Below are 17,537 nucleotides of genomic sequence, written 5' to 3'. Positions count from 1 at the left end.
TGACAGAGTAAATAAAAGAGTTTCTAATAACGTATTTTTAATCCTAGAATAGATATAGTTAAATGTGAAAATATTACTCATAACAGGTAGACTAGCGTCAGATAATGTGAAAGAAATAGCTAAGCAATTAAAAAATGTTGAAGCTGATGTGTTAGTATTAAATTATCCCATTGCTTCTCTTATGACTGTAGATTATATTGCTGAAAAGCTTAAGGAGCTAACGTTGAGCGAATATGATTATATATTAATTCCAGGTTTAGTAAGTGGCGATGCAAAAAAGATAGAAGAAGTAACTAAGGTTAAAACTTTTAAAGGAACAGAGGATTATAGAGATATTCCTTTAGCTGTTGATGCGTTGCTAAAAGGTTTATCCTTATCATATGTTCTCCCTGCTGACCAGATATTAGGTAAGGAAAAACTAAAGAATATTGATGAAAAATTAGATGAAATAGAAAAAGAAGGAAATTATGCTTTTGAAATAGATGGTTTAAAAATCCCTAGATATCCTCCACCTTTTAGAATATTTATTGAAATAAATGCTAGCAAAGATGTAAATTTCATTCTTAGTGAAGCAAAAAGGGTCTCAAGTTATGTTAATGTGATAGTTCTTGGATTCCCAAACGGACATGAAGATATTGATGAAGTAAAAAATAAGATAATAAAACTTAAAGATGAAGGTTATATTGTTGGAATTGATTCCTCTTCCACAAAAGAGCTAATAGAAGGGGCAAAGAGTGGTGCTGATTTTATATTTAATTTGAATGAAGAGAACATAGAGAAATTAGACGTAATTAAGAATCATGCATTCGTGATTGCCCCTTTATCCATAGAAAATAGGGCTGAGGTTACATTACAAATATATAAGAAAGCTGTAGAGAAAGGATTTGAAAAACTAATATTAGATCCTATTCTTTCGCCCCCAATTGTAGGCTTAGTCAACAGTATTATAGAGTATAAGAAATTAAGAGAGTTAACTGATGCACCAATGCTAATGGGTATTCTTAATGCAACAGAGTTAATTGATGCAGATAGTGTAGGTGTAAACGCACTTTTAACTTCTATAGCTGGAGAACTAGGTGTTGGAAACTTACTAATTATGGATCATAATAAAACAAGATGGAGCTCTTATGAAGTTAATACAGCAACTAAGATGATAAGTATTGCTTTGAAAGAGAAAAGTCTACCTAAAGACTTGGGAATAGATCTTCTCATATTAAAAGACAAAAAGAAAGTAAAAGACAAAATAGAAGAAAAGGAAAAGTACTTTGAGATAAATGAGCATATTGAACCTAAAAGGATGGATAAAGGATATGTAAGAATTAAAGTTGATGATAAAATATACTTAGAATGGATAGGAAAAGAAAGAGTTAAGATATCTGGTTTAGACGGATTAAGCATTGGAAGAAAATTACTTGAACAAGTCAAAGACATAAATAATGAGCATGCACTTTACATAGGATATGAATTAGCAAAGGCTGAAATAGCACTAAAAATAGATAAAAATTATATACAAGATGAACCCCTCTTTAAACGTGGATATTATAACATCCCACCCAAGGATAGTAAAAATGAAAAAAAATGATATAACGCTTTATATTTCTACTTTTCCCCTAGAGACTGAAGATGATTTTCTTGAAAAACTTAAGGAGACTTTTGATGTAGAAGAAGCTTGTGATGGAAAAAATATGGCAGAGTGTTTTGCTATCATATATGGTGGCATAGTAATAAGCAAGAACTCAATTTTTAAGAGAATTGAATTAGAAGGCTATTTTAAAGAAAGCGATAAAGGAATAGAGTTTGAAATAAATAGATTTCTTGAAAATCCATATAACTGTTATACTTTTGATAACGGAACTATATGTTTTATAAAAAACAAGGAAAAAGACAGTAGATTTGTTGATAATGTTGGATTACGTTTTATAATAAAATAACTCAAGGATATTCTATAATTGCATAGTTACCTTCTCCTTCATATATTTTTACAGTTACCTTATATTTTCGGTTTAACTTCTCATAAATTGATTTAGCTATATCTAAACCGATGTATTCTGCAGTCGGATATCTATAGGGGATTCTCTTTATTTCTAATTTAAATGGGCCCTTAAAGTAAATATTGTCATAATCTTCATTTGGAACTATAAGTTTGTGATCCCAATCTCTAATTATTTCAGCTACTATTTTCTTTATTATATCAAAATCTATGACAAATCCCGTATTCTCATCTATTGAATCTCCTTCAATTTCGACGTTTACTCTATACGTATGACCATGAATTTGTTGATTTCCTTCAGATGATAGTGTATAATGTGCAGAATCGAACGAAAATCCTTCAAGCCCTACTTTGACTTTCATTTAATGACCTCCTTATATTTTTATCAAAATGCTCCCATAAGGATTCTACTAAGTATTTAATCTCGTCACATATAGATTTAACATTTTGATCGGATAAAATTTTTTCAATTTTTTTATTTAAATTCATTATTTCATTAAAATTTCCCGTAAAAATAAGTTTATCTTCATATTTAATAGTATCATAGCCAATCTGATAGTCTCCGCCGAACTCTATAATTTTATAGATAGAATAAGCTAGATTTCCAATGTTAATATTTTCTAGATTTTTTATTTTTACTGAAATTTCCTCCAGCAAATTACTAATCTTATAATTAATCAGATCTTTTAAACTATCTACGACTTCTAATTGTGACTTAAATGATTCTATTTGTAATAACTCCTTATATTTAGATTTTGTAATGCATTCAGTGCTACAAGGTATTCTTAATTCTAGGATAGGTAAAGTCTCGTAGGGAGCATAATTCAAGTATTCATTTATCAATTCATACACAAACTTAAGTTTTGCATTTGTAAGTAATAAGCATGAAGTCTTTGTTAAGCATTATTGAAGAGTATGCTGAAGGAACTCTTTTGCACTATGGAAATATACTAAAGGGAATTGTTATTGGAGGAGAGGCAATAGATTCATTAGATGAGGAAAAACCACTTCTTGTCTTAGTTGTTTTAGATAAGACACATAAAATCTCGTTCTATGCAAGACAAGAAATAGCTGAATATTTTACTAAGAAAATCGAACCAACTGACGTTTATTTTGAGTACGTTAAAAAGTATGGACATCGACCTCTTTTGTACTTCATAGTTATAGATCCTACCGAAATTGAATTTCATAATCCTATTATTCTTTATTTATTAAGCAAAGGTAAGATATTATTCGATAGAGAAAAAATAATAGAAAACGAAAGAAAAAAGATAAACGCTCAAATAGTAAGTGGAGTAGTTAAAATAGCAGATATTAATAAAGGAGAAGTGATAGAAGTATGAATAATAGTGCATTAGCTTCTGAATATTTGAGTAAATCATTCAGATTACTTAAACAAGCTAAGAGTTCATTAGAAGAAGGTGACCTTTTAGGAACCATAGATAATGCGTATTCTTTCATAGAAAATTTAAGTAAAGCTATTCTAGCTCTTTATGGATTTTATTCAATTTCTCCTCATAATGCTCAGAGATTAAACATTATTCTATATAAATTATCTGAAAAAGAACTTACTCTTGTAAGAAAATTACAACTTCTTGAACAGAGACTTTACCCATTAACCTTAATTGATGAAGCGTCTTTTAAAGATAGTGTACTCATAAGGAATTTTGAAGCAAAGGGATTAATTAAGGAATTAGAAGAAATATTTGAACTAGCTAATAGTGTATTTGATGAGTTTCATAGTTGATTTGGATAAGGACATTTGTGGATCTGACGTTATTGATGCTTTGTTTCCAAATGAAAGAATAATATATAAAATATCTAAAAATAATCCCTTTTTTCAGTATATAAAAGAAAATTTTAAAATAAATATAATCAAAGATGAAGGTGATATAATATATTTCAAGATCCTTTCTACTGGTTAAATCTATATTCGAAAATTAGAGGAATTTTTGGATATTCTGAAAAAGATGACTACTATTCGGCTTTATTATTAAACATGAAACTTAAAGATGATTTAGTTGAAGAGTTAAATATAATCAGAAATAAAAAAGTTGCAATTATTGGTGCTGGTCCGAATATAGAAGAGATAAACGAATTAAATGAAGATATTATAATATCAGCTGATGGTGCTACAAATTATCTTTTTGAGAAAGGTATCTCTCCAGACATTGTAATAACAGATTTGGATGGAATAAATGTTTACCCGAGAGATTCCATATATGTGGTTCATGCTCATGGAAACAATATTGATAAATTATATAAGATCAATTACATGAGCAAAGTTATCGGTTCAGTACAAGTATATCCATTTGGAAAATTACATTTATTTGGTGGATTTACTGATGGAGATAGGGCTGTAATTATAGCATTATTATTTGATGCAAAGGAAATTCACCTTTATGGGATGGATTTTACTTCGGGTATTGTAGGAAGATATTCTAAACCTTATTATAAACAAAATTTACCTGCAAGCTGGATAAAGAAAAACAAACTGAAAATAGCGAAGCAAATAATTGAACAAGTTTTAAGCAAAGATTTATAATTTTTTAAGCAACAGATATTTTGGGATGTCAATTCTCGGTTAATTCCAAAAAAGTTAGAATATTTGATACAACCCTAAGGGATGGTGAGCAGGCTCCAGGAATAGACTTGACGATAGATCAGAAAGTAAAAATAGCTAGGAAACTAGCAGAGTTAGGAGTTGACGTAATAGAAGCTGGATTTCCAGCAGCATCGGAAGGAGAGTTTGAAGCTACAAAGAGAATATTAGATGAAGTTGGAGATCAAGTAGAAGTAATAGGATTATCAAGGGCTAATAAGCAAGATATTGATAAAACAATAGATTCTGGTATATCTAGTATTCATATTTTTATCGCAACATCAGACATTCATTTACAATATAAATTAAAAATGACAAGGGAACAAGTTTTAGATAGAATTTATGAATCTGTTAGATATGCTAAAGATCATGGACTTATAGTAGAATATTCACCAGAAGATGCGACTAGAACTGATAAAGAATTTCTATTAAAAGCTGTAAGTACAGCAATAGAAGCTGGTGCAGATAGAATAAATATCCCAGATACTGTAGGAGTAATGCATCCATTTAAATTCTATGACCTTATAAAGGACGTTGTAAGTGTTACTAAAGATAAAATAGTTAGTGTGCATTGCCATAATGATTTTGGCTTAGCAACCGCCAATTCTATCGCTGGTGTAATGGCTGGAGCTAGGCAAGTTCACGTAACAGTTAATGGAATTGGAGAAAGAGCTGGAAATGCTGCATTAGAAGAAGTTGTAATGGCTTTAAAGAAATTATTAGGTTATGAAGTTAACGTTAAGACATACAAATTATATGAAACGAGTAGATTGGTATCTGAATTAACTGGAGTTCCGGTACCTTACTTTAAAGCAATAGTAGGAGATAATGCTTTTGGCCATGAATCTGGTATTCATGTTCACGGTGTAATTGAAAACCCATTAACATATGAACCTATTTCCCCAGAAGAAGTGGGCAACTTTAGAAGGCTCGCATTAGGAAAACATAGTGGTATTCATGGACTAAAGAAATTATTAGAAGACCAAGGGATTTACTTAGATGAAGCTGAATTAAGAGAAGTATTGAATGAAATAAAGAGACTTGCTGAGAATGGACAAAAAGTGTCAGTAGAGACAGCTAAAGAGATAGCTATTAAAGTTAGTAGTAAGAAAATAAAAGTATGATTAAGTTTTTATATCATTCCTCTTTTCTTCTAGATAATACTATACTATTTGATCCTCATGATGGTGGAAGTATAGGATTACCTAGACCAGATGTTAAGGCTGATTTAATCCTTATTACTCATAATCATTATGATCATAATGCTTATGAAATCATTCCACATAAAGAAGTAAAAATTAAACAGTATGGAGAAATAAGTTATGATTCCTATATTATTGAAGGAATTAAAGCTTATCATGATAAAGAAAAAGGAAAGAGAAGAGGAGAAACGGCAATTTACAAAGTCACAGACTCAAAGGGAAAAACAATAGTTCATATGGGTGACATTGGTCATATTCCTTCTGATGAAATTATTGAAAAAATAAAAAATCCAGATTTATTAATGATCCCAGTAGGAGGAGTCATAACAATAAATGCTAATGAAGCAATAGAGATAATAAACAGAGTTAGTCCAAAAATTGTTATACCAATGCATTATTGGATTAAAGGGCATTTAATGCCTTTAGATCCTATTGAACCATTCTTAAACAAGATAAATAGAAAAATAGTAGAGATAAAGGAAAAAGAAGTTGATGAAAGTACTTTAGAAAAGGGAACAGTTATTATTTTTAAAGTCTAACTTTCTCTACTTTTGCTACTGGCACAGTTTCCTTATCTATTTCTGTTTTTACTAAGCTTTCAATAGCTTTCCTAATAGCTTCACTTCTATTTAAACCGTATCTTATTGCGTATCTGTCTAATAATTCCAGTAAATCTTCTTCCACTTTAAATGTTACAACTCTCATCTTTTATCCGATATTATTATTCTTCATACTAAGGTTTAAGTATTTTCTGGAGCGGTATTTCCATCTTCTGCTTACAAGAGGAGTATATTATGATGAAGATTAATATATTAGTAATAATATATTTTTATCATGAGGAGTATACACATTGCCTACTATACATTTGTCATTACCAGAATCACTTTATGAAGAACTTAAAAGAAAAGCTGAGGACTTAGGAGTACAAATAACAGATTTAGTAAAGTTTTACATTAGACAAGGATTGGAGGAAAAGGAAAACAAGAAAAAAGAAGAAACAGAGGATAGATACGAAAAATTAGAAGAAAGTGTCGCTTATCTTGAAGCAAAAGTAGCTCAGCTTGATACGTTAGTGGAAGAATTAGTTCAAAAATTGTTAGAGAAAGAAAGCGAAGAAGAAGAAGTAGAAGTTATAAATAAGGAAGAAAAGAGTTAATTTTGGGCCTATGTGATTATGCTCCCGTGTCCCGGGAGCTAAATGAGCATAGGAGGGTCACCTTTATTATTATGATGTAGTAGGGACGTACTGATTAAAAAATGAGGAAAAAATTCCTCGTTCTGATTACATTACTATTAAGGTTACTGTCCTTAAAATAGAAGGATCTCTTCTTATCTGAGATATTATTTTATTAAGTTCATCTAAGCTCTCAGCTAAGATTTCTGCTACAACATCGTATTCTCCATATACTGAGTTTGCTTCTTTTACTCCATTAATTTTTCTTATTGAATTAGCAACATCTGTTTCCTTTCCTACTGCAGTCACAACTAGAATATATGCTTTTACTGGCATAAGATATAATTGGTGTTCAAAAATATATTTTTTATTTTAAGAGAAGCCTTTCGGAATTAAAGTACTTAGAGATTACTAAAATTAGGAATACAGAGACAATAAATGTTATTAATAAAGAGAATATGGATTCTTGTATTGATCCGAATACATATAGGAGTAACCCAAGACTTAATTGAACATAAGGGATACCATAGATTAATAACAATGGAAATGTTAATTGGCTAGGATTTATAAAGAGTGCTACAAATGAGGCTATCATTCCAAACGATATTATTATGAAATTAATCACCTGTATATTTCTTGTAGATCCACCTAGAATAAATAGAAATATTAAGCTTAATGCCCCTGTTAAAAATATTGAGATTAAATATACAAAAAATATAATCACTAGTAACGAAAGAGTAAGCGAAATTGTTATGTTAAATGCGTATGAAGAGATTGTTATGAAAAATAATGTCCCTATTATATCTCCTAAGGATGAAAAAATACCTAAAATTGAGGCTACTGCTAATTTTGAAATTATGAAAGACCTTACAGATAATGGAGTTGCAAGTAAGGATTCTAATGTTTTTCTTTCTCTTTCTCCAGTAATCCCTTCTAGTAAATAAAATACTACTGGTGTCGCACTTGGGAATAATATTAAAGCTATAATCCTAGCAAAACTAGCCAATTGGCTAACTCCAGCAGAAACTGCTTTTCCAGTTATCGATCTATAACCTAAAACTATATAGATAGGATCTCTTACTGAGGAAGAAGAAACATTAACATGAGCTAAGCTTTTCAGATAATCTATTCTTTGATCAGAAATGTTCAGTAACAGTTTATATAAAGCATTATCTGCTAGGTTTTCAGCGTTTTGATTAGAAGAAATTAGAACATAAAAATACACAAAAGCTTGTCTGGATATATTACTTACATTCTGATAAAAATTACTAGGAAAAACTATTACTATATCTGCGTCTTGTGTTGAATTTGTAACAACTACTCCTCCATTTTGTCTAATATAATTGGCAACTATATTCACATAGGGTGTATTTGCAGTATTGTTATTTAGTATAGCGATAACTGGAGGTTGTGCAGCCACTGATGCATATAGAATTATGCCGATAAGGGGGAGAAGTATAAAAGGTAATAAGATAGTTGAAAGTAATAACTTTTTGTCTCTCTTTATCTCAGTTATCTCTTTCATTAGAAATGTTTTAAGCATTTGAGATCACCTTTATAAAAGCCTCTTCAAGATTACTTACTCTTAAAGTATTTATGATATTTTTAGGACTTCCAGTAATTACTATTTTTCCATCATTTACCATTGCAACATTATCGCACATATATTGAACTTCTAACATGTTATGAGAAGAAAGAATTATAGTTATTCCATATTTTTTAGCCATATCTACGATGATATTCCTTACTCTTACAGCAGACTCCACGTCTAAAGCCGATGTTGGTTCATCTAAAATCGCTAATTTAGGCATAACCATTAGAGTCCTAGCAATGATGAGCCTTCTTTTCATTCCTCTGCTGTAAGTTGAAGTTTGCTCATATATCTTATCCCCTAAATTTGCAATTTTAATACCTAATTCAACGAATTCTTCGATTTTCTTTTTATCACCACTAGCATATAATTCAGCAAAGAATCTAAGATTTTCAATACCGGTTAACTTCTCATAAGGAAAGGCATCTTCAGGCATATACGATATATAACCTTTATTCTTAGCTTCTACTGGAGATAAGTTAAATACCTCAACTTTTCCCTCATATTTTCTAATTATGCCAGCAATTACTCTAAGTGTTGTAGTTTTGCCAGCCCCATTAGGACCAATAAGGCCAAATACTTCACCTTTTTTCACAGTGAAAGTTATGTTTTTTAATGCTTCGAAATTACCAAATCTCTTTTTAAGATTAATAACACTCACGGCAATTTCTTCACTCATTATACCATGATTTTCGAAATATTAGAATAAAAAAGCATTCGAATAAAATAAAATGTGGTAAATGGTAGTGTTAGTGACAGAACTGTAGAGTTCTTATTGAAGTTTGGTGATAGAGGAAGGATAGTCCTGCAAACAGCTTTAGATTGTTCATATGAGAACGAGAAGAATGAGTTAGGGGATTTCAGCTATAAGGATATTGTTCAAAAATTACAAGATCTAGGATACTCATTTGATCCTAAAATGATTTTACGTGCATTAGAAAAAGACTACGGAATAATAGAGACAACGTATAAAAGTAATAACCAACACTGGTGGAAATTTATTGATAAGGAACAAGTTGAGAACGTTATAAACGAGAATAAAGAAAATGACCCTAGGGTAGAATTGATAAAAATTAAATTTTATTCTCTTGAACCTCAGAAAATTGAAAGAAAGTTAGAATTAATGTCAAAGAAAACTGTGTTAACTGAAGTAGATAAAAAGACTTTCAGATTGATGGTATTTGATGAATTATCAAAACTTGCTGAGATTTATGAAGAAGCTTCACAGTATGAAGAAACACTAGTTATAGCTGATAAAGTTAAGAGAATATTAACCTTAGCATCAATTATAGCTAGGAAAGTGTATGGCAAAGGCTACAATAAGGGACTTTCTGAAGAAAAAGGAAAAGAAGGAGAAAATCACGATGTTAACAGCATACGATTACCCTATAGCGAAAATTATTTCTCAGACAAGTCTTGACGGGATCTTAGTTGGAGATTCTTTAGGAATGGTTGTTTTGGGAAAAGAGAATACGTTAAAAGTAACAATGAAAGAAATGCTTATACATCTAGATGCCGTGGTAAAAGCGAATCCTCCACAACTTGTAGTTGCAGATATGCCTTTTTTGAGCTATGAAACGTCGGTAAAGGATGGAATAAGAAACGCTGGAATACTTGCCAGACATGGTGCGGATGCGGTAAAATTAGAAGGAGGAGAAGAAATGGTAGATGTGATTAAAGGCATTATTAGGGCTGGCATACCAGTAATGGGACATATAGGTTTAACTCCTCAAAGATTTTTAAGGATAGGAGGATTTAGAATTTTAGGGAAAAGAGAAAAAGAAGAAGAACAATTAATTAGAGATGCAAAAGCATTAGAAGAAGTAGGAGTTTTCGCCATAGTAATTGAGAATACTTATGCAGATGTAGCGAAGAAAATTACTGAAAGTGTTAGTATTCCTACAATATGCATAGGTGCCGGGCCATATTGTGACGGGCAAATATTGGTTATTCATGATCTTTTAGGGTTATCCGACTTCTCTCCCTATTTTGCTAAGAAGTATGTCGATCTGAAGGAAATAATTAGAAAAGCCATAGAAGATTATATTATTGATGTTAAAGAAAGTAAATTTCCTAGTAGAGAAAATTATAAACTTAAAGAAAGTTGATTGAGATACTCACTAATGAATTTAATACTTTCAGCTAGTATCTTTTTATTGTCATATTCTCGTACAATTTTCTCTAGATCTTCCTTGTTTGCATTTTTAAGCTCATAAGCTATTTCAATCATTTTTGGAAAAGCCCTTACTATATTATCTACTATAGTAATATTGGCTTTCTGAGCAGTTCTTGACAAAGGATTTAAATCTATAGCTATAACTTTCTTTCCCATCTTAACTAATGCCTCAGTCCTATCTCCATCCTCTAATGCAAGAAGGACAACATCTGCAATATAAATACCTTCTGGACTAACTCTTCTCCTTTCACTAAATAATTCTGGAATTGTTGCTGATGCGTCTTCACCTACACCCAAAACTTTTTTAGCCCCATATTTTTTCAATATTTCAGCTATTTTTATTTCCCTTTGTTTAGTTCTATAAAATAAATTAACTTCTATTTTAGCATTTAAAACTTCAGCAAGTTTAACAATTTCTTCTGGTACTAATGCAGCCATATTGCCATTAACAGAAATTACTGGATGTCTAGCTAACAACATAGTTGCTATTGCAGCTTTCATAGCTTTTATTGCAAAATCTTGTGTTTTTTCTCCAATTAAATAATCAAAACACTCTCCTCTTCCGTGAGCTATAAGACCTTGTGGAGCTAAATAACCATCTAATAATGCATCAACAATTTTTTCTCTTATTATTAACGATTGTCTTCTAGGATGATTTTCAGGAATTAATGAACGGATGCTCCATTCATTGCTGGTGTGTGTTTTATCCATCCTTCATCACATTCCTTTAACCTAAGTATTAAGCCTTTCTTTCTGAATGAGTTAGGATAGGGGGAATAAAAACCTAGTTCTTCAGTAAATTTTCTAGAAAGAAAGAAGAAATTTTTTAAGGTTTTATTTGACAAAAATTCACTAATATAACGCAAAGCGTTTTCATTTTTCGTTTTTATAAGGATTTCTGTTGATTCTTTAGAAATTGGTTTACTACATATAACATCCCAATCAACAGAAATCTTTTCTACCTCTCCATACCCTGGAGCTCCAGGTTTTTTTCTATATACTAATCCACCTCCGTAATATTCAGCTATTACATCCCCTAGCCCATTATTGCTTAATACCTCGCTTACATGGGCTGTTATTAAGGCTTCTTGTAAATTTATGTTATATAGTTCATGAGATGCTAATGCATATGCTAAACTTATGGCACCACTCATACCATAGCCAAAACCTAATGGAATTTCAGATTTTATATTTAATTGAATTTTTCCAAGTTTTCTTAAGTATTCTAAATTTGGGAAATTGTGTATTTCATTTCCATTAAAAATAATTTTTGACTCTTCTTTCTTACTAGGAATAACTAATATAGATGGATTTAGAACTAGTGAAAGCCCAATAGATCCTCTCTTTCGTATATCATAATCATAAATAGGATACCAAATTCCAGAAATATTTATCGGAACTATAATTTCAATATCTGTCACATAGTAAGGAAAACATTTATTACTTTATATTTTTAATTTAGATGGATGAGACTTACTGACGCATCTATTTTTAGCAGGGCTTTGAGTACAATTGAGATAAAAGACCTAGAAAAATACTTCATAAAAGAAGAAAAAGAAATTATTGTTGGGAGACTTACTTCTATGAATGGAGAAATAATCAAGTACTCTAATCCCAAATTAATCCCTTCTCCTACTAAATTACCTTCTGGAAATATAATTGAAGAAGAAAATAATTCTTCTTCTGTCTATTCTATATTTAAAGTAGCACCAGGTATTACATTTGAAGAACTTATAACTGAACTTAAGAAATATTCTAGGGTTCCTGTCCTTTTCCCTATATATTTGCAAGGAAGTGTTGGTGGTTTTATTGCTACAAATGGTTCTGGGTTTGGTAGTTATAAGTTTGGTTTCGTAAAGGGTAAAAAAGAAGTTCATACACTTAATGATAATATAGCTAAAGTGATGACTGCAAATTATTCTGAAGTAGTTGAGAGTGAAAAAGAGAGTAAATTTGCTTGGAGTGCCTTCATAATTGATGGTAAAGAAAGATATTATCTTCCTCCTAGTTACGCCAAATTAGAAGGAATTTCTGGAAATAGTATAGACACTTATTCACTTATCAACGATATTAACAAAATTGTGGTTCAGAGTTTTAAAAGGGATTATATCCCAGTAATGCTAAGAACTACTGTAGCCTCTTATTCTAAATTAGAACAATTAAAAGTATTCGAGAAAATTATAGGGTATATAGTAAATTATAATTCACCAGAAAGGTATTATATAACTCTTGGAAGAATTAGATTTGAAGATATAGATAATTTAGCTTCTTTTCTTAAAAAGAACAGAGATGTTATCCCTTTTCCTTCCCTTTCAGAATATGATAAATTACATTTGGAAATACTCGATAAAGCGAAGAAAAAGGTTAAATCTCCTAAAGAATATAAGAACATTATTAGTTTGTATGCTGAAGCTTTAAAATGTATAAATTGTGGATTATGCTTAAATGCATGTAAGGCTTATGAGTTTACTAAAAATCCAATTTATAGCCCCGTAGGTAAAATTGGAAGACTTGTCTTTGAAGAAAAAGAATTTGAGACTTGTTTCGGTTGTGTAAAAGATGAAGAAGTCTGTCCAATAAATATTCCTATAAGCAAATTAAACACAGAAGGAATAAACACACTGTCTCCTGAAAGAATAAAAATTGATCTGCAACCCTTACCTGCAGATGTAACAAACTTAGCAAAGAAACTTCAGGATACTTATAGAAATAAACCTCTTTATTTGCTTTTTATAGGATGTGCTTCAAAATATGATATAAACGGAGTTAGGGGCTTTCTAACATATCTTTTAAATAAAGGGAACTCCCTACCTGTTGAATTCTCTCCTAGAGTTGAAATAATTAATGATTGTTGTGGATTTGATGACTTTATAGGAGGAAATATTCAAGCAGCTAGAGAAAAAGTAAGTAAAATTTTTGAATTAAAGAAAAATAAAGGGGCTCAAGGAATATACTTCTTATGTCCAGAAGCTCTTTATGTTTACAATAATCTTTCTGGGGATAAAGGAATATTAGCATATGAGGTAGTTAAAGGTGACATAAAGGGAAAGGTTCATGCAGGTTGTTGGGCGAAGAAACTTGGGATAAGAGGAGATGATGATGAATGTGCAGGATTAAATTTTACAACATATAAAGGAGCACCAATGCCATACAAAAAGAAAGATGTAATAACTATATGTCCATTTTCTACGTGGAAATTTGGAAGCATTTCAGTTTATTCTATGTTTTATACTGGAATACAGACAGCAGGAGTAATAGAAGGATCAAAAGATCTAGATAATTTATTACTTAATTTAGCTTCAGAGTCAATTACAGAGGCACTTCTTTCTTCTGCTGATGACATAGCTGAGAAAGTTGGATTATGGAATTTAGGTGGAAAAGAATATTTTGTCTTAATATCTTATCCTATTGTTGGAAATAAATTCAAAAATATATTTGAACAAAAAATTTCTAATAATGAAAGGAAAAATGATATAGTTAAATATCTAAATAGCGTAGTGAATGATCCGAGCATGTTAGAATCTAAAACATCACTAATAGCAGATTATTTAAGAGGGCAAGACTATACTTCTACCATTACTGAGTTAAAAACAAGAATATTGAACTCAAGTAAGCTTGAGTATACAGCTAAGGATATAGTCAATAGCGAAGAAATGATAAAAGCTTTAATTGAAATAGCTAAAAGAGCTATAACTACAAAGTTGATTGAGAGAATCTTCAAGGAGATAATTTATTCTTAAATAAACTTATATGTCTTATCTTCATGATCTAAATAAATAAGTCCATTCTTTTTCAAGAATGAAAATAAAGGCATTAGTCTTCTTGGTAATTTCATTTCTACTTCTTCCTTATACGTCTTAAAATATATTTGAAGAAGCTCTATTGTATCTTTAAACGTTACTAACGCCTTATCTCCGTCTAAATCTAATATAAACAAGGAAGGATTAAGCTTTGGATCCACATCTTTGTGAGAGACTATAATATAAGTCTTCTCTAATATTTGCTCACATAATGTTTTATTTGGTTTTGACTTAAGTAGTAATTGTAATTTACTATCAATTTCATTTAGTTTATTCAATATTTCAAACATTCTATCATCTTTTTCTTTAAAGTTTTTTTGTTGTTCCCCACTTAATAAGAAATTTAATAACTCTTTATCCATACTATATTTTTGTTGTTAAATAAAGGGAGAGAAAGATGAAAATAAAGATTAGATATTTCTCTTTCTTGCAAGACTTTACAAATAAAAACTTTGAAGAAATAGAAACTAATTGTAAAACCATAGATTGTTTACTTAATCAATTGTCTTCTATTTATGGAAGTGAATTTCTTAAAGTAGTTAAAAATGGGCTAGGGAGTATAAAAGTTACTATATTAGTTAATGGTAAGAACGGAATTTCGGAAATTCATGAAGGTGATGAGATCGCATTTTTACCCCCACCTTCTGGAGGAGAACTTTATCTATCAAAAAGATTCGATCTGTTAGAAGAAATACGTAAGTTCAGAGAAAAAGCTCCGCCTGAGGCAGGTTCACTAGTAGTATATTTAGGATTTGTAAAAGGTATTGTAGAGGGGCATAAAGTTTACGAATTAAGGTATGAAGCTTACGAAGAGTATACAAGAAGAAGATTTAACGAAATAATTGAAGAAATGAAGAAAAAATATAGTGATCTAATTGATCTAAAGATTCTTCATGTAATTGACAACATGAAACCTGGAGAGAACGTTCTACTCATTATGGCACTTGGAAAAGGGAGAAAAGATGCAATACATGCCGTTGAGGAAACCCTAGAATTGGTCAAAAACACTACTGGCATATGGAAATTAGAAATAAGAGATGACGGAGAATTTTGGGTTGTAGCAGGTAATACAAGGGTGAGAAAAAATGAGAAAACCAACAGCTCTTAGTATAGCTGGAATTGATACAGGAAACGGAGCTGGAGCAGAAACTGATATAAAAGTTTATGAAATGTTAGGGGTTCATGGAACTTTGGTCATTACAGCAATTACAGCACAAAATACTACTGGAGTGAAAGATATACTTGTTGTAAACAAGGAATTCTTCGAAAAACAAATGAAAGTAATCCTAGAAGATTTTAATATTAATAACGTGAAAATAGGTATGATTTATAATAAGGATCAATATGAAATAGTAAAGAAATACTTGGATGGAAAAATAATCGTCACTGATCCAGTTTTATTTGCTAAAGATGGAACACAACTAATTAAAGATGTTGATGATTATAAAAGGATAATATTACCTATAACTTCGGTTTTAACACCTAATGCAGTAGAGGCGTCTTATTTCTCAGAAATGAAGATTAATACGATAAATGACGCGAAAAAAGCATCTAAAATTATTTCAGAAAAATATAACATCCCTTATGTTATAATTAAGGGAGGCCATTTAAATGAGGAATTTAGTTTAGATGTTCTTTATAATTCTATGAAAGATAATTATCTAATTTTAGGCTATAAGAGAATAAATCAAAAGAATACTCATGGTACTGGAAGCGTTTTTTCGACAATACTATCTGCTGAAATTACAAAGGGGAATAGTGTGGAAAACGCATTTAGGATTGCAAGAGATATCCTTCAAGTTTCAATAGAATACGGACTAGATATTGGAAAAGGGATAGGACCTATTGATCCTCTAATTTTTTTGGAAAAGAACTCTTTTAAATACCAAGTTATTGAAGATATGAATAAATTTGCTGATTTTGTTCAATCTACTGCCAACTTTTATAAGTTAATACCAGAGGTTCAATCGAATTTAGCTCATTCTATACCTTCTTCTTATGTTAAAGACCTTAATGATATTGCTACATTTAAGAATAGGATAGTAAAAAACTGGGACAATAAAGTCAATATAGGATTTCCTATAGTTTTTGGCAAACCTACACATACTGCAAGGTTATTATATGCTATAATACAAAAAGGTAAAAGGGCGACATCACTCATTAATATAAGGTATGATGAGAATATAATCAAACTTCTAGGTAAATATGGATTAGATATAATAGAAGTAGATAGAGAAAAAGAACCAGAATATAATATTGAGGGAAAAAGTATGCAATGGATAATAGATTACGTATACGAGATTTCTCATAACATTCCTAATGTAATTTTCGATAAGGGTATGAAAGGAAAAGAAGCCATGATAAGGATTTGGACAGAAGATATAGATTCATTAATAGATTTACTTAACTACGTGTGTAAAAATATAAACTGATTTTCTTATTTTTCACTCATGAATTTGGAAAGAGTCATAGTAGGGTGTAAAAACCTAGTAAGAACTGGTTGGATGCAAAGAGGTATACCACCAGCAATGGGAGAAACTGTCTCCCAACACAGCTGGGAAGCTGCTGTATTAGCATATTTTCTTGCAAAAAAATTAAAAGAGAAGGGAATAGAGATTAATCCAGAAAGAGCTTCGGTAATAGCCTTATTTCATGATTCAGCTGAAAGTATTGTAGGAGATTTACCTAAATGGACCTCTGATAGAATTAATCAAAAAGAAGACCTTGAAGTTGAAGCCTTTAATGAACTAGGCCTTGATGAAGAGTTATTTCAGGAATATAAAGAGGGTAAGACTTTAGAAGGGAAAATAGCTAAATTATGTGATAGATTATCAACTTATTTACAAGCAAAAAGATATGCTAGTCTAGGTTATGATGTTAAGGAAATTATTCAAACATATGAGAAAGAGATTGAAAAATTTCTAAGAGATGAGAAAATAAGCCTTATCAGTGAGGAAATCAATAACTTGATAAAGAATATAAACGACTGATATAATCATTTT

General features: G+C 30.6%; 24 protein-coding genes. 15 read left to right on the top strand and 9 right to left on the bottom strand.

Features of this window, described 5'->3' with window-relative positions; all coding sequences use genetic code 11:
- The first annotated feature begins 64 nt into the window (after positions 1 to 64).
- On the top strand, positions 65 to 1,582 hold the full coding sequence (locus ACAM25_RS07915) for a dihydropteroate synthase-like protein (RefSeq protein ID WP_369609195.1): 1,518 nt from the start codon (positions 65 to 67) through the stop codon (positions 1,580 to 1,582).
- Complete coding sequence (locus ACAM25_RS07910; protein WP_369609194.1) at positions 1,569 to 1,931, top strand: hypothetical protein; 363 nt, start codon at positions 1,569 to 1,571, stop codon at positions 1,929 to 1,931. The genes ACAM25_RS07915 and ACAM25_RS07910 overlap by 14 nt, the downstream gene beginning before the upstream one ends.
- Before the next feature lies 1 nt (position 1,932).
- Here the strand turns inward: ACAM25_RS07910 and ACAM25_RS07905 are convergent, their stop codons facing one another.
- On the bottom strand, positions 1,933 to 2,352 hold the full coding sequence (locus ACAM25_RS07905) for a 6-pyruvoyl tetrahydropterin synthase family protein (RefSeq protein WP_369609193.1): 420 nt from the start codon (positions 2,350 to 2,352) through the stop codon (positions 1,933 to 1,935).
- Positions 2,330 to 2,842, bottom strand: a complete 513-nt coding sequence (locus ACAM25_RS07900; protein WP_369609192.1) for a hypothetical protein — start codon at positions 2,840 to 2,842, stop codon at positions 2,330 to 2,332. The genes ACAM25_RS07905 and ACAM25_RS07900 overlap by 23 nt, the downstream gene beginning before the upstream one ends.
- 32 nt (positions 2,843 to 2,874) lie before the next feature.
- Between ACAM25_RS07900 and ACAM25_RS07895 the strand changes: the two genes are divergently transcribed.
- From ACAM25_RS07895 to ACAM25_RS07870, 6 genes are all read left to right on the top strand, one after another.
- A complete protein-coding gene (locus tag ACAM25_RS07895; RefSeq protein ID WP_369609191.1) occupies positions 2,875 to 3,333 on the top strand; it encodes a hypothetical protein in 459 nt (152 codons plus the stop codon).
- Positions 3,330 to 3,737, top strand: coding sequence for a HEPN domain-containing protein (locus ACAM25_RS07890; RefSeq protein ID WP_369609190.1), 408 nt, complete (start codon positions 3,330 to 3,332; stop codon positions 3,735 to 3,737). Before ACAM25_RS07895 ends, ACAM25_RS07890 begins: the two co-directional genes overlap by 4 nt.
- Complete coding sequence (locus ACAM25_RS07885; protein ID WP_369609189.1) at positions 3,721 to 3,915, top strand: hypothetical protein; 195 nt, start codon at positions 3,721 to 3,723, stop codon at positions 3,913 to 3,915. The genes ACAM25_RS07890 and ACAM25_RS07885 overlap by 17 nt, the downstream gene beginning before the upstream one ends.
- Before the next feature lie 74 nt (positions 3,916 to 3,989).
- The gene (locus tag ACAM25_RS07880) at positions 3,990 to 4,535 is read left to right on the top strand and encodes a 6-hydroxymethylpterin diphosphokinase MptE-like protein (protein ID WP_369609188.1); all 546 of its coding nucleotides are present in this window, start codon (positions 3,990 to 3,992) and stop codon (positions 4,533 to 4,535) included.
- A 20-nt stretch (positions 4,536 to 4,555) separates the two neighbouring features.
- Positions 4,556 to 5,716 carry an isopropylmalate synthase gene (locus ACAM25_RS07875; protein ID WP_369609187.1) on the top strand — a complete coding sequence of 387 codons (1,161 nt, stop codon included), beginning with the start codon at positions 4,556 to 4,558 and terminating at the stop codon, positions 5,714 to 5,716.
- Positions 5,713 to 6,333, top strand: coding sequence for an MBL fold metallo-hydrolase (locus ACAM25_RS07870; protein WP_369609186.1), 621 nt, complete (start codon positions 5,713 to 5,715; stop codon positions 6,331 to 6,333). The genes ACAM25_RS07875 and ACAM25_RS07870 overlap by 4 nt, the downstream gene beginning before the upstream one ends.
- Here ACAM25_RS07870 and ACAM25_RS07865 read toward each other — a convergent pair.
- Positions 6,323 to 6,499 (bottom strand): ribbon-helix-helix protein, CopG family, encoded by a 177-nt coding sequence (locus tag ACAM25_RS07865; protein ID WP_010978515.1) that lies wholly within the window; start codon positions 6,497 to 6,499, stop codon positions 6,323 to 6,325. The genes ACAM25_RS07870 and ACAM25_RS07865 overlap by 11 nt on opposite strands.
- A 145-nt stretch (positions 6,500 to 6,644) precedes the next feature.
- Here ACAM25_RS07865 and ACAM25_RS07860 point away from each other — a divergent pair, with 145 nt between their 5' ends.
- A complete protein-coding gene (locus tag ACAM25_RS07860) occupies positions 6,645 to 6,950 on the top strand; it encodes a hypothetical protein (RefSeq protein ID WP_369609185.1) in 306 nt (101 codons plus the stop codon).
- Positions 6,951 to 7,076: 126 nt separating this feature from the next.
- On the opposite strand, the gene ACAM25_RS07855 is transcribed toward ACAM25_RS07860, so the two are convergent.
- The 3 genes from ACAM25_RS07855 to ACAM25_RS07845 are packed head-to-tail and all read right to left on the bottom strand — an operon-like array spanning position 7,077 to position 9,238.
- Positions 7,077 to 7,304: an Lrp/AsnC ligand binding domain-containing protein gene (locus tag ACAM25_RS07855; protein ID WP_369609184.1), complete on the bottom strand. Its 228-nt coding sequence runs from the start codon at positions 7,302 to 7,304 to the stop codon at positions 7,077 to 7,079.
- 31 nt (positions 7,305 to 7,335) lie between these two features.
- A complete protein-coding gene (locus tag ACAM25_RS07850; protein ID WP_369609183.1) occupies positions 7,336 to 8,511 on the bottom strand; it encodes an ABC transporter permease in 1,176 nt (391 codons plus the stop codon).
- A complete protein-coding gene (locus tag ACAM25_RS07845) occupies positions 8,504 to 9,238 on the bottom strand; it encodes an ABC transporter ATP-binding protein (RefSeq protein WP_369609182.1) in 735 nt (244 codons plus the stop codon). The genes ACAM25_RS07850 and ACAM25_RS07845 overlap by 8 nt, the downstream gene beginning before the upstream one ends.
- A 54-nt stretch (positions 9,239 to 9,292) precedes the next feature.
- On the opposite strand from ACAM25_RS07845, the gene ACAM25_RS07840 reads away from it, so the two are divergent.
- Both ACAM25_RS07840 and panB read left to right on the top strand, forming a co-directional pair.
- Complete coding sequence (locus ACAM25_RS07840) at positions 9,293 to 9,979, top strand: hypothetical protein (protein ID WP_369609181.1); 687 nt, start codon at positions 9,293 to 9,295, stop codon at positions 9,977 to 9,979.
- On the top strand, positions 9,864 to 10,667 hold the full coding sequence (panB, locus tag ACAM25_RS07835; protein ID WP_369609180.1) for a 3-methyl-2-oxobutanoate hydroxymethyltransferase: 804 nt from the start codon (positions 9,864 to 9,866) through the stop codon (positions 10,665 to 10,667). The genes ACAM25_RS07840 and panB overlap by 116 nt, the downstream gene beginning before the upstream one ends.
- Here the strand turns inward: panB and ACAM25_RS07830 are convergent.
- Both ACAM25_RS07830 and ACAM25_RS07825 read right to left on the bottom strand, forming a co-directional pair.
- A complete protein-coding gene (locus tag ACAM25_RS07830; RefSeq protein WP_369609179.1) occupies positions 10,646 to 11,446 on the bottom strand; it encodes a 4-phosphopantoate--beta-alanine ligase in 801 nt (266 codons plus the stop codon). The genes panB and ACAM25_RS07830 overlap by 22 nt on opposite strands.
- Positions 11,401 to 12,156, bottom strand: coding sequence for a GHMP kinase (locus ACAM25_RS07825; protein ID WP_369609178.1), 756 nt, complete (start codon positions 12,154 to 12,156; stop codon positions 11,401 to 11,403). The genes ACAM25_RS07830 and ACAM25_RS07825 overlap by 46 nt, the downstream gene beginning before the upstream one ends.
- 45 nt (positions 12,157 to 12,201) lie before the next feature.
- Between ACAM25_RS07825 and ACAM25_RS07820 the strand changes: the two genes are divergently transcribed.
- Positions 12,202 to 14,475, top strand: coding sequence for a 4Fe-4S dicluster domain-containing protein (locus tag ACAM25_RS07820; RefSeq protein ID WP_369609177.1), 2,274 nt, complete (start codon positions 12,202 to 12,204; stop codon positions 14,473 to 14,475).
- On the opposite strand, the gene ACAM25_RS07815 is transcribed toward ACAM25_RS07820, so the two are convergent.
- A complete protein-coding gene (locus ACAM25_RS07815; protein ID WP_369609176.1) occupies positions 14,472 to 14,897 on the bottom strand; it encodes a hypothetical protein in 426 nt (141 codons plus the stop codon). The two genes, ACAM25_RS07820 and ACAM25_RS07815, sit on opposite strands and share 4 nt — an antisense overlap.
- Before the next feature lie 35 nt (positions 14,898 to 14,932).
- Here ACAM25_RS07815 and ACAM25_RS07810 point away from each other — a divergent pair, with 35 nt between their 5' ends.
- The 3 genes from ACAM25_RS07810 to ACAM25_RS07800 are packed head-to-tail and all read left to right on the top strand — an operon-like array spanning position 14,933 to position 17,525.
- Positions 14,933 to 15,643, top strand: coding sequence for a MoaD family protein (locus tag ACAM25_RS07810; RefSeq protein WP_369609175.1), 711 nt, complete (start codon positions 14,933 to 14,935; stop codon positions 15,641 to 15,643).
- Positions 15,621 to 16,967 carry a bifunctional hydroxymethylpyrimidine kinase/phosphomethylpyrimidine kinase gene (gene thiD / locus ACAM25_RS07805; protein WP_369609174.1) on the top strand — a complete coding sequence of 449 codons (1,347 nt, stop codon included), beginning with the start codon at positions 15,621 to 15,623 and terminating at the stop codon, positions 16,965 to 16,967. The genes ACAM25_RS07810 and thiD overlap by 23 nt, the downstream gene beginning before the upstream one ends.
- Positions 16,968 to 16,985: 18 nt before the next feature.
- Positions 16,986 to 17,525 (top strand): HD family hydrolase, encoded by a 540-nt coding sequence (locus ACAM25_RS07800; RefSeq protein WP_369609173.1) that lies wholly within the window; start codon positions 16,986 to 16,988, stop codon positions 17,523 to 17,525.
- The last annotated feature ends 12 nt before the right edge of the window (positions 17,526 to 17,537 follow it).

Source organism: Sulfurisphaera javensis, assembly GCF_041154675.1.
GTDB classification, from domain to species: domain Archaea; phylum Thermoproteota; class Thermoprotei_A; order Sulfolobales; family Sulfolobaceae; genus Sulfurisphaera; species Sulfurisphaera javensis.
This window is presented reverse-complemented; position numbering and strand designations above follow the sequence as displayed.

Coding starts and splice junctions, on each gene's coding strand:
- ACAM25_RS07910 (WP_369609194.1), top strand. CDS start 1,569: ATGAAAAAAAATGATATAACGCTTTATATTTCTACTTTTCCCCTAGAG.
- ACAM25_RS07905 (WP_369609193.1), bottom strand. CDS start 2,352: ATGAAAGTCAAAGTAGGGCTTGAAGGATTTTCGTTCGATTCTGCACAT.
- ACAM25_RS07895 (WP_369609191.1), top strand. CDS start 2,875: ATGAAGTCTTTGTTAAGCATTATTGAAGAGTATGCTGAAGGAACTCTT.
- ACAM25_RS07890 (WP_369609190.1), top strand. CDS start 3,330: ATGAATAATAGTGCATTAGCTTCTGAATATTTGAGTAAATCATTCAGA.
- ACAM25_RS07885 (WP_369609189.1), top strand. CDS start 3,721: ATGAGTTTCATAGTTGATTTGGATAAGGACATTTGTGGATCTGACGTT.
- ACAM25_RS07880 (WP_369609188.1), top strand. CDS start 3,990: ATGAAACTTAAAGATGATTTAGTTGAAGAGTTAAATATAATCAGAAAT.
- ACAM25_RS07870 (WP_369609186.1), top strand. CDS start 5,713: ATGATTAAGTTTTTATATCATTCCTCTTTTCTTCTAGATAATACTATA.
- ACAM25_RS07865 (WP_010978515.1), bottom strand. CDS start 6,499: ATGAGAGTTGTAACATTTAAAGTGGAAGAAGATTTACTGGAATTATTA.
- ACAM25_RS07855 (WP_369609184.1), bottom strand. CDS start 7,304: ATGCCAGTAAAAGCATATATTCTAGTTGTGACTGCAGTAGGAAAGGAA.
- ACAM25_RS07850 (WP_369609183.1), bottom strand. CDS start 8,511: ATGCTTAAAACATTTCTAATGAAAGAGATAACTGAGATAAAGAGAGAC.
- ACAM25_RS07845 (WP_369609182.1), bottom strand. CDS start 9,238: ATGAGTGAAGAAATTGCCGTGAGTGTTATTAATCTTAAAAAGAGATTT.
- panB (WP_369609180.1), top strand. CDS start 9,864: ATGGCAAAGGCTACAATAAGGGACTTTCTGAAGAAAAAGGAAAAGAAG.
- ACAM25_RS07830 (WP_369609179.1), bottom strand. CDS start 11,446: ATGGATAAAACACACACCAGCAATGAATGGAGCATCCGTTCATTAATT.
- ACAM25_RS07820 (WP_369609177.1), top strand. CDS start 12,202: ATGAGACTTACTGACGCATCTATTTTTAGCAGGGCTTTGAGTACAATT.
- ACAM25_RS07815 (WP_369609176.1), bottom strand. CDS start 14,897: ATGGATAAAGAGTTATTAAATTTCTTATTAAGTGGGGAACAACAAAAA.
- ACAM25_RS07810 (WP_369609175.1), top strand. CDS start 14,933: ATGAAAATAAAGATTAGATATTTCTCTTTCTTGCAAGACTTTACAAAT.
- thiD (WP_369609174.1), top strand. CDS start 15,621: ATGAGAAAACCAACAGCTCTTAGTATAGCTGGAATTGATACAGGAAAC.
- ACAM25_RS07800 (WP_369609173.1), top strand. CDS start 16,986: ATGAATTTGGAAAGAGTCATAGTAGGGTGTAAAAACCTAGTAAGAACT.